Source organism: Rhodospirillaceae bacterium (assembly GCA_002728255.1).
Classification (GTDB): Bacteria; Pseudomonadota; Alphaproteobacteria; order UBA7887; family UBA7887.
The window spans coordinates 23080-34320 of sequence record PBWV01000029.1 but is presented as its reverse complement, the minus strand read 5'-3'; the positions used below and the strand labels follow the sequence as shown (position 1 = coordinate 34320).

The 11241-nt window shown below is 47.0% G+C and carries 10 protein-coding genes and 1 tRNA gene; all 11 read right to left on the bottom strand.

Features of this window, described 5'->3' with window-relative positions:
* Position 1: 1 nt before the first annotated feature.
* The 11 genes from CMM32_08005 to CMM32_07955 all read right to left on the bottom strand — a co-directional run bounded on the left by CMM32_08005 (position 2) and on the right by CMM32_07955 (position 11220).
* Positions 2 to 77: transfer RNA gene (locus tag CMM32_08005), tRNA-Lys, on the bottom strand.
* A gap of 137 nt (positions 78 to 214) precedes the next feature.
* Entirely contained in the window at positions 215 to 529 is a 315-nt protein-coding gene (locus CMM32_08000; protein MBT06840.1) for an antibiotic biosynthesis monooxygenase, read from the bottom strand.
* A gap of 88 nt (positions 530 to 617) precedes the next feature.
* A complete protein-coding gene (locus CMM32_07995) occupies positions 618 to 1646 on the bottom strand; it encodes a hypothetical protein (protein MBT06839.1) in 1029 nt (342 codons plus the stop codon).
* 76 nt (positions 1647 to 1722) lie between these two features.
* Positions 1723 to 2493 carry a cyclopentanol dehydrogenase gene (locus CMM32_07990; GenBank protein ID MBT06838.1) on the bottom strand — a complete coding sequence of 257 codons (771 nt, stop codon included), beginning with the start codon at positions 2491 to 2493 and terminating at the stop codon, positions 1723 to 1725.
* A 69-nt stretch (positions 2494 to 2562) separates the two neighbouring features.
* Positions 2563 to 3717 (bottom strand): rod shape-determining protein RodA, encoded by a 1155-nt coding sequence (locus CMM32_07985; GenBank protein ID MBT06837.1) that lies wholly within the window; start codon positions 3715 to 3717, stop codon positions 2563 to 2565.
* 2 nt (positions 3718 to 3719) lie between these two features.
* The gene (gene mrdA, locus CMM32_07980; GenBank protein ID MBT06836.1) at positions 3720 to 5603 is read right to left on the bottom strand and encodes a penicillin-binding protein 2; all 1884 of its coding nucleotides are present in this window, start codon (positions 5601 to 5603) and stop codon (positions 3720 to 3722) included.
* A 16-nt stretch (positions 5604 to 5619) separates the two neighbouring features.
* Entirely contained in the window at positions 5620 to 6144 is a 525-nt protein-coding gene (mreD, locus tag CMM32_07975) for a rod shape-determining protein MreD (GenBank protein MBT06835.1), read from the bottom strand.
* Positions 6141 to 7067 (bottom strand): rod shape-determining protein MreC, encoded by a 927-nt coding sequence (gene mreC / locus CMM32_07970; GenBank protein ID MBT06834.1) that lies wholly within the window; start codon positions 7065 to 7067, stop codon positions 6141 to 6143. Before mreC ends, mreD begins: the two co-directional genes overlap by 4 nt.
* A gap of 64 nt (positions 7068 to 7131) precedes the next feature.
* Positions 7132 to 8172 carry a rod shape-determining protein gene (locus tag CMM32_07965; protein ID MBT06833.1) on the bottom strand — a complete coding sequence of 347 codons (1041 nt, stop codon included), beginning with the start codon at positions 8170 to 8172 and terminating at the stop codon, positions 7132 to 7134.
* 101 nt (positions 8173 to 8273) lie between these two features.
* On the bottom strand, positions 8274 to 9872 hold the full coding sequence (locus CMM32_07960) for a 2-isopropylmalate synthase (protein ID MBT06832.1): 1599 nt from the start codon (positions 9870 to 9872) through the stop codon (positions 8274 to 8276).
* A gap of 328 nt (positions 9873 to 10200) precedes the next feature.
* Positions 10201 to 11220: a ketol-acid reductoisomerase gene (locus CMM32_07955; protein MBT06831.1), complete on the bottom strand. Its 1020-nt coding sequence runs from the start codon at positions 11218 to 11220 to the stop codon at positions 10201 to 10203.
* Positions 11221 to 11241 lie beyond the last annotated feature (21 nt).

Here is an 11241-nt window from a genome sequence, read left to right as displayed (position 1 = left end):
ATGGAGGGCGATAAGGGACTCGAACCCTTGACCCGCTGATTAAGAGTCAGCTGCTCTACCAACTGAGCTAATCGCCCCAAGACCTCAGGAAGGTCCAGTTTTACGAAAGTGGGTTTAACTAACCAATGCCACTCACAATCTCGTTTGTGTAGCACTAGAGAGGTTTTCAACCAAGAGCCAAAAACTCCATTTAATCCACCAAACCCAATCCACCCTATGCAGCAGATAAAACATGTATCTGACGACTTGCTATCAACTCCTTGGTCTTAGCCGCATAACTCTTCATATGATCTGAGGCCGCATGAGCCATCAAGTGATCTAAGCTCTCCCATTTTTCTATAACGAAAAACGTATCCTCCCCCAACTTAGTCTGAAAGGGACCTACGTTTTCAGTGTCGACTACCGCACCATATTCAATACAGCCATCTTCCTGATGAACCAGAGGCACGTTTTTCTTAAAGGTAGAGAGAATTTCCTCGCGTTTTCCNGAATGGGCCGTAATTACCGCGACGATATGAACTAATGACATTGATCAAGATTTCCTTTCTTTAGTTTTTCCTCTGGACCACCGGGAAATCTTTCCACCCGGCCCCCAGTGCAAACTACCAAATTATAGCCTAAGTCAGTGTGAAACGCCTCCTCATATAATCCGCGGTTTCCCTGATTGCCACTAACCCAGTCGGTATCGCCTTAGTTAAGGTCATAAAAGCGTGAATTTGCCCCGTATATTCGTGAAACACTACATCTACTCCCGCGTTACTTAAGCTATCTGCATACAATCGTGCATCGTCTCGTAAGGGGTCAAAGCCTCCAACAATAACTAAAGATGGTGGCTGGCCACGTAAGTCGGGATTAATTCCTGGCGAAGCCCGATAATCTTTTTTTTCTTGTGGACTATTGAGATATTGCTCGAGATACCATTCCATTCGATCGTGGGGGATAAACTCATCGTTCTTACGCTCAATATGTGAGTGCGTTTTGAATTCGAGATCGGTCGCAGGGTACAGAAGCAATTGAAATACCGGTTTATTAGAACCAGCCTTCCCAGCCATCTGTGACACCACTGCAGCCAAATTTCCCCCCGCCGAATCACCCCCAATGGCAACTCTTTTGGGGTCAGCTCCGATAATTTTGCCCTCCGTAATCAGCCATTGGAAACAAGAAAAACAGTCATCTACAGCAGCAGGAAATTTATTTTCCGGTGCTAATCTATAATCAAGAGCGACGACCATAGCACCAGATGCTAGCGCTAACCGAGAACACAATCCATCGTGGGTATCCAAATCACCTTGCACCCAGCCACCACCATGAAAATATAATAGAACTGGGAGCAGATTAGATGCATTTTGCTCAACGGCATACACTCGCGCTGAAAGGTCAGAAAACTTACAGGGAATTTTGATATCCTCCTTCCTACCTAGCAAAACCGGCTTCTCATCAAGCAATTGCACCGCCCGGACTAACTGTTGGCGCAACTCCTTTATAGGAGGAAAATATCCAGGCACCCGAATAGATTGTACAAACTCAGCGACGATTTGCGCCTTGGGATCCATAATACGACTACCCAGGCGCACAGGTTTTTGCTTTACAAATTGTCTCGCCTCAACCTCCGCCATGAGGGCGTGTTCTAAAGTAATCTTGGTCATACCTAAGCTCGCTTCAAAGATACCGTCTCAACAAGTTGCCCTGTCAAAATCAGGCATACCTACGAAATNCTTTATTTCACCGGGCCGTCATCCCGCCGTCTATTACAAGTTCCGAACCAGTCATCCAGTTAGATTCATCGGAGGCCAGAAATAAAACGCCATTTGCAATGTCTTCCACCGTCCCCAAACGACCCATAGGAGTTTGTTTAACTAACTCTTTGTTCACACCTGGATCAGCAAAAATTTTATCGGTTAACGGAGTTACCACATAGCCAGGATGGATAGAGTTTACCCTTATATTCTCCTTGGCGTATTGCAACGCAGCTGATTTAGTAAATAAGCGGATTGCACCCTTTCCAGCTGAGTATGCTGGAGCACGGGGACTTCCAACAATACCCATGATAGATGAGGTGTTTATAATCGAACCACCGCCCCCTCTTCGCATCACAGGTATCACTGCTCTAGTACCAAGGAACACTCCTTTGGCATGAATATTTAATTCTCTATCCCATGTATCCTCAGTCATATCCTCAATTTTAGCNGGCAAGGCCACTCCAGCATTATTAAATAGAACGTCAATATGGCCAAAAAAATTTAAGCCCACCTCTATGGCCTGGTTCCACGCATTCCCACTCGTAACATCAAGACTTGTGTAGATAACTTCATACCCTTGACTCCGAAGACTTGCGGCGGACTTCTCCCCAAGTTCATTCCGTATATCTGTGAGAATAATTTTAGCCCCTTCCCGCAAGAAACGATGCGCTACTGCACCCCCAAAACCCATTAACTCACCATCCAGAGCTGCTGCCGCGCCTGTTAACAGTGCNACCTTATCTTTGAGCCTCATTATGTCTCCATCAAACTATCATCTGTACAGTTGAACAAACAGCCCCTCCTCAGGAGGAAAATTTATAAATCACCAGAGCTCACGGGCCTTTACTCGCCCAATCTGGGNATCCCGATGGACAAATACGCACATCAATAAACCAACAGCAAAAAGCACTGTCATCATGGCGCTACCCCCGTACGATATCAGTGGGAGCGGAACCCCCACCACAGGAATGATGCCGATCACCATAGCTATATTTATGTATACGTACAAAAACAATGTTGTTGTTAGTCCTGCCGCTAACAATCGGCCAAAATGGTTGCTGCATCGAGCCGAGATAATTAGGCCATATATAAAGATAGCTGTGTATAAACCTATCAGGGCTAAGGCCCCAACCATACCAAATTCCTCCGCCAACATTGTAAAGATGAAATCAGTTTGATGTTCTGGCAAAAAGTTAAGGTGGCTTTGGGTACCTTGCATGTACCCACGTCCTAACAACCCGCCAGATCCCAGAGCTATTTTTGACTGAATTATGTGGTAACCAGCGCCGAGAGGATCAGCATCTGGATTGAGAAAGGTGAGAATTCGTTCTTGCTGATATATCTCCAAAAATGGCCATGCTGCTGGAATACCAGCCAATGCCATAGCAACGCCTATAGCGAAGTACCTTAGTGCTGCCCCAGCCACAAAAAAAACCGCTGCGCCTCCAAGGCCTAGCATTACCGCNGTACCCAAATCCGGTTGCCGCAAAACTAAAANCATTGGCACAACAACCATGGCTAACGGGACCAGCATATATCTAATCTTCTTTAGCTCTTCTAGAGTCCTACCATGAAAGTAAGCCGCAAGAACTAAGATTAAAGCTATCTTCATAATTTCGGAGGGCTGTATCTGGAGCCACCCCAAGTTTAACCAACGCTGAGCACCCATACCAATCAAGCCGTAGACTTCGACGAGAATAAGAGCACCTAACGCGGCTGCATAGAAAAAATAAGCAGATCGCATCCAAAATCTTATATCCNAAAGCGACACAATGAAGACCAGCCCAAGCCCACAAATAAATCTAATTAACTGGCGCTTAGCCCAAGGATCAACATCTCCCCCCGCGGCAGAATACAGCATAGCAAATCCGATGCTTGCTATAAGCACGATTAAAATTAGCAACCCCCAGCTCATACGGGTAAATTTCTCTAGAATATTGGCTCTGCTTGGATTCAGTCGTGAGTGGAGNTCTACCATTCTTAGGAAAAATCGATAACTTTGCAGCCATCAATGAAAGTCGCCTGAGATTGATAACCCGAGAACATCACTTGGGCGCGCAACAATATATCGTGGGCCATCGGAGCAGCAATAGAGGAACCACTTCCNCCATGCTCGACAACCACTGCAACCGCATATTTTGGATCTTCCACAGGAGCATATCCAACAAATAAAGCGTGGTCTCGGTGCTCCCATGGACGGTCCTCATTCTTAACGATACCTTCGGCCCGCTCGACCGCAGTAATTCGGCGTACCTGTATGGTACCCGTTTTACCTCCCATCATATAAGGCACCTCCTTGATTCTCGCCTTATAAGCAGTGCCCTTCACCCTGTTAACAGCTTCAAACATACTCTCCTTTATCACTGATAGGGTTTCAGCAGAAATTTCTATCTTAGGTACTGCCTCCGGGGATCTTACCTTACCATCGTGCCCAGTACCGGAAGATTTAACCAATCTAGGTTTTATGAAAAGACCACCATTTACCAGCCGTGCTGTCATAATTGCCAATTGCAGTGGGGTGGTTAAGACATATCCCTGTCCTATCGCAGTATTAAAGGTGTCGCCTTTCTGCCATGGATCGCCATACATGGCACGTTTCCAGTCTGGGGTCGGAATAAGTCCAGCCTTCTCACCCGGTAAATCTAAACCTGATAATTCACCCAAGCCCAACCTTCTTGCCATCTCAGCCACTCGGTTAACCCCAACTTTTAAGGCCAGATTATAGAAATAAACATCACAAGACTGGGCGATAGCCTGAGACAAACCTAAGATACCATGCCCTCCTTTCTTCCAACAATGGAAAGCCCGGTTTCCCAGCTGGACGTGACCCTCACAATCCACCTCAAATCGGGGGTTGCTAACCCCATACTCAAGAGCCGCAGCAGCNACAACCAATTTAAACACTGAACCTGGNGGATAAAGACCGGACACAGCCTTATTGCTTAAAGGACTCCTACGGTTGCTTATGATATCTTTCCATTGACGCTCACTAAAACCCTCAACAAAAATATTAGGATCAAAGCTCGGAGTGGATACCATGGCCAAACACTCCCCAGTTTTAACATCTAAGAGTGTTGCCGAAGCACTTTCTGCGCCGAGTCTTTGCGCAACAAACTCCTGCAAAGTCGCATCAAGAGTTAACAATACGTCATTCCCCGAGACTCCCTCTTCCCGTTGCAATTCGCGTATCACACGCCCGTGGGCATTTACCTCAACTTGAATATTTCCCGAGCGCCCCCTTAAGGAGGATTCATAGCCCTTCTCGACCCCGAATTTCCCAACGCTAAAACCAGGCACCTCCAGCACCGCATCAGCAAGGGCATCGCTCTTGGAGGCTGCTCCTACATAACCAATGACGTGAGCAAAAGATGAGCCCATCAAGTAATGCCTGGATTCTCCCGCCTCTACTGATACCCCTGGAAGATATGGGGCATCCATCTCAATTTGGGCCACCTCAGACCATGCTAAATGCCGCCGAATGGTCACTGGAATAAACGAACGTCTTTGTCTGACATCCAGCAAAATGCGGCTTCTTTCGGTTTCAGATATACTAACTATAGACGAAAGAGCATCCAGAACCCTTTCAACATCCCCGCTCTGCTCTGCCACCAATACCAAGCGGTATGTTACTTTGTTGTCGGCTAAAACACGGCCATTTCTATCCAAGATACGGCCCCGTCGGGGGGGTAACACACGAATGCTTATGCGGTTCTCATCCGCCTTCCTCAAGTATTTTTGGCTCTGCAATACTTGGAGATTATATAGCTGCCCCCCTATTAGACATAGCATTGCAGCCTTTGCGGCCCCCAGAAATACCAATCTTCTGTTAAACACCTTTATTCTATTTAACTCAAATTGCTGCAAAGAACTAATTCCGTTTCTATACCCTACGCATAATGTGTCTCATGACACCCTGGAGAAAACGGGTAACCAATGGATAGATTGCTATTGTCACAAACAACTGCATCACAATAGGTGTCACTGGAAGAAAAGCTAAGTGAAAAACCACTAACACTATATAACCTAGAAACACAATTAGTCCGCTTAAAACCGAAAAAGCACACCACAAGACCAAAAAGTTTTTGTCGTAAAAAAAAGTATGTTGATATCCAACTAAAGCATGCATGGCTAAATAGATAGCGGAAGAGAAACCAATCGGCGTCCCACCCACAGCATCCTGCAANAATCCAAGAAAAAAACTAAAAATAATTGGATAAAGGGTAGGGCAATGTATGGACCAAAAAAAAATAGCAATTAGGGGCAGAAGTGGCATAGTCCTATTAAGCTCGGGCACCCCATAGGGTATCACTGTAAGTAGCACCAAAACAAACGTAATTGCCGAAGGTATCGTTATCTGCAAACCACGTTCGATTCTTTGTCGAAGCTGAGCCGAGCCGAATTTCATCTTTCAACCGCTGAAACCTTCTTCGGTTTGGCTCTCTCTCCCTCAACTTTTTTACTTGATACCCCCGATCCCGTGACATTCGGCACGCCTTCCAAAGACCATGCTGCAACCACAACNTGTTCTAGCCGCGAAAAATCAACAAATGGCTGAACTGTTATCCGTTCCCCATTTATGGCAGAAACACGGCCTATTGGAACGCCAGGCGGCAACTTACCCCCATGCCCCGAGGTGGTAACCCTCATTCCAACCTCAACACCCATGGTCCCTGATAAGAGGTCCAAATGGGTGATATCTGTATTATCACCAGCTAATATCCCGCGCTTTGCTTGCTCCCCCACTATAACTGGAATACGCGAGTTTAGATCGGTTAATAGCAAAACATTGGAAGATCTCGCGCCTGTTTCAACGACTCTTCCAACAAGGCCAGGGCCAGCCATCACTGCCTGGCCTGCTTTAACCGCATCGCTATACCCCGCCGAAATTAACACAGCCCTAACAAAGGAATTACCAGAGGCCGCTATAACTTTCGCAGAAATATAACTGGGCCAGGGTATATCTCTATAATGCAGCAACTCTCTCAGGGACTCATTTTCTTGAGAAAGAGAATGGGCAACAGTCTGCCAGCGTTGCAATCTCATAACAGATTCCCTAAGCCTCACATTGTCTTGCCGAAGCGAGGTAAGGCCTACAAAAGTGACTCCAATATCACGAAGCGCCTCCACGGGGGCAGACAGAGCCACAANGGTCGGCGTTACGGAATCTGAAATACCAACCCGCAGCCTCTCTACCATGTCAGCCTCAAACCGTCCGAAACTCATAATTGATAACGAGAGAACTATAAGGGCTATGGCACCAAGCTGAGGGTTTTCCGCCTGAAGTGGCAAACCCATCTGTAATGCATATTTCTTACCAAGCGATGGCATTAACCTTGTCAAATGCTCCTATCAAGACACCAAACTACGAATCCAACTCCAGTGGCGCTTCAGTTCAATAGGCAGACTGCAACACCTGTCTCAAAGCCCGCATCTCCTCCAGAGTACGTCCCGTCCCAAGCACCACGCTTGTTAGTGGCTCCTCTGCTATTGAAACTGGTAATCCAGTGGCATTCCGAAGGACTAAATCCAAATTATTCAACTGGGCCCCACCTCCAGTCAACATGATACCCTTTTCAACTATATCGGCAGCCAATTCCGGCGCTGTATTCTCTAAGGCATTTTTGACAGCCTCAATAATTGCTCCTACAGGCTCTGCTAAGCTATCAGAAACCTGGCGTTCATTGATCAATATTTCCTTGGGAACCCCATTCATAAGATCCCGTCCCTTTATTTCCATCTCTTGACCATTGCCATCCTCCGGAGGACAAGCACTGCCGATTTGCTGTTTTATCCGTTCCGCAGAACTCTCCCCCACAAGCAAATTATGATTACGGCGGATATAGGCGATGACTGCTTGATCCATTTTATCTCCACCGATCCGCACAGANCGGGCAAACACTATGCCTCCCAAGGAAAGCACTGCCACCTCAGTTGTACCTCCACCTACATCAACTATCATGGATCCCGTAGCCTCAGTAACTGGCAAACCGGCGCCAATGGCCGCAGCCATCGGTTCCTCAATCAAGAAAACGCGCCGAGCTCCAGCACTTTCTGCAGACTCTTGAATAGCCCGCCTTTCCACTGCCGTCGAGCCAGAGGGAACACAAATGACCATCTGCGGACTCACAAAGGTNCGCCGATTATGAACCTTGCTTATAAAATGCTTAATCATTTCCTCGGCAACTTCAAAATCTGCAATTACACCATCTCGAAGAGGCCNTATAGCCTCAATGTTTCCAGGGGTCCGGCCCAACATATCTTTGGCTTCCTGGCCAACCGCCAAGACCTTTTTCCTGCCCCTATTATCAATGATTGCCACCACAGAAGGTTCATTTAAGACCACGCCCTGATTTTTTACATAGACCAGTGTATTGGCAGTACCCAAATCAATCGCCATATCAACGGACATCATTCCAAGTAAACGTGAAAACATAGTGCTACCCTAACTCTTCGCTATTTGCCCTTAATGATGTTCCCAACACTAATAATCTCTGCTTAGCAGCAAGCAGCTCTTTCCAAATCACCAACGTAATGTTAGGCGGAAAGCGCAGCTGGTGCCGACTTACCACGCTTCACAAGCAATTTATTCAATGCATTAACATAGGCCCGAGCACTTGCCACCATCGTATCGGTGTCCGCACCATGACCATTTACGGAACGTCCATTTTCCTCCAACCGCACAACTACTTCAGCTTGGGCGTCTGTGCCCTCTGTAACAGCTTGAATTTGGAACAATTGCAGTTGAGCTTGATGCGGGAAGAGCTGCCCGATGCACTTAAAGACTGCGTCCACTGGACCGTCACCTTCAGCATTTGTAGATGCACTCACACCATCAATCTCAAGTTCTAACTCGGCCTTTGGCCGAGTTTCTGTGCCGCAGCTCAGATGTAGACGATTGACCCGGATTCTCTCGTTACGTCGGGCCACTGCATCATCGACTAAGGCAATCAAATCTTCATCAAAAATCTCTTTTTTCTTATCAGCCAAATTCTTAAAGCGCGCAAAGGAATCATTCAGAGCATTATCACCCAGCTCATAGCCAAGCTCACCAAGCTTCTTCTTAAATGCATGCCTGCCAGAGTGCTTCCCCATAACTAAGCTGGATTTACTAAGGCCAACTGACTCTGGCGTCATAATTTCATAGGTACCTGTGTGTTTCAGCATCCCATCCTGATGAATGCCCGCTTCGTGAGCAAAAGCATTGGCTCCAACGACAGCCTTATTTGGTTGAACAACAAATCCAGTTACCGCCGACACCAACCGCGACGCCTTCATAATATTTTCAGTCTGAATATTCGTACTGTATGGCAATAAATCATTCCTGGTACTTAATGCCATTACAATTTCCTCCATGGCAGCATTACCAGCCCTTTCACCTAAGCCATTAATAGTGCACTCAATTTGGCGAGCCCCTGCTTTTACTGCCGCAAGTGAGTTAGCAACGGCCATCCCGAGATCATTGTGGCAATGAACCGATAGTATAGCTTTATCAATATTAGGCACCCTGTTTCTCAACATACTAACCAGGGCCGTAAACTCATCGGGCATGGTATACCCGACCGTATCGGGTATGTTTATGGTTCGGGCGCCACAACTAATCGCCGTTTCAACGGTCCTGCAAAGAAAATCATGATCCGTTCGGGTTGCATCCTCAGGGCTCCACTCCACATCATCACAATAATTGCGGGCACGCCTGACACTATCAGCCACAGCCTGATGAACGTCCTCCGGTTCCATTTGTAATTTGTGGCGCATGTGCATTTCGCTCGTAGCGATAAAAGTATGTATCCTCCTACGCCTAGCGTGGGTCAATGCCTCGTGGGCGCGATCTATATCAGCAATTCCAGAACGCGCTAAACTCCCTACCACTGAGTTTTTTACAACCTTGGAAACCTCGTTGATTGCCTCAAAATCACCTTTCGAAGCTATGGCAAAGCCTGCCTCAATAACATCCACTCCCATTTCCTCAAGAAGAATCGCTATTTCAAGTTTTTCATCGAGGGTCATTGAGGCACCAGGAGATTGCTCACCATCCCGCATAGTGGTATCAAAAATGACCACCTGCTCCAAATCCACTCCTACCTCATTGGAAGATCCATTTTCAGGGGCAGCGCCCTTTCGAATACCACTCATGGCCAAACTATCTCCGCTACTCGGGATAGAGCTCACCTGCCACGGCGCTCCTACCCCAACATGGGCACATCAACTGCATACTTTCTCGAATGTAGCATAGCTCCAGGACAAGCGGCAACAGCCGGATAAGCAGACATGCCTCCAAAAGTGGATTCCGCGCAATGTTTGAAGGCTATCCAATGTGGAGACAACATCCATCAANTGAGGTNGTTTTGTAGAGTACAGTAGATGTTTACACTATCCTATGTGACTCAGTAAAATCGGCTCAGAGGCTCAGGATCAGAGAAGCTGTCCAATCAAAGAAAAGATTGCCCCAACATCCTGCCAGCTAATTTTTGGATTTATCGACCAACGCCCCCTCAGTGATCCANGGCATCATAGCCCGCAAACGCTCCCCCACCTCCTCAATAGGATGCTCTGCGGCGCGACGTCTCATTGCCTTAAAACTCGGTTGATCCGCACCACACTCTAAAACCCACTCCCTAGCAAATTTTCCAGTTTGAATGTCTTCTAATATGCCCTTCATTTTTTCCTTAACTGCGCCATCTACAACCCGTGGACCTCTAGTATGGTCACCATATTCAGCCGTATTGGAAATAGAGTATCGCATATTAGCAATGCCACCCTCATAGATAAGGTCGACAATCAGCTTAACCTCATGCAAACATTCAAAATAAGCCATTTCCGGNGCGTACCCAGCCTCAACCAAAGTTTCAAAACCAGCCGTAATTAAGGCTGTCAAGCCGCCACACAAAACTACCTGCTCACCAAAAAGGTCTGTTTCACATTCCTCCTTGAAACTGGTTTCGATGATACCCGCCCGACCACCGCCTATAGCCGATGCGTACGATAAACCTATTTCACTTGCGTTACCTGAAATGTTTTTGTGGACCGCTAAAAGACAGGGTACACCGCCACCACGTTCAAATTCACTACGCACAGTGTGTCCCGGGCCCTTCGGGGCAACCATAAAGATATCAAGGTCCTTCCGGGGGTCAATTAAACCAAAATGAATGCTGAGGCCATGGGCAAAAACTAATGCCGCTCCATCCTTCATGTGTGGATGAAGATGTTCTTTATAAATCGAAGCCTGCAACTCGTCCGGGGTGGCCATCATCATAACATCTGCCCATTTAGCGGCCTCCGTTACTGTCAGAACTTCAAAACCCGCGGATTCGGCCTTAGCCATGCTGGCCGATCCCTCTCGAAGAGCAATCTTCACATTTTTTGCACCACTATCTCTCAAATTTGAGGCGTGTGCATGTCCCTGGCTCCCGTACCCAATAATGACAACNTTCTTCGACTTGATCAAATTTATATCTGCATCGCGATCATAATAAACGCGCATCGATAATCTCCTTTTAGCTAA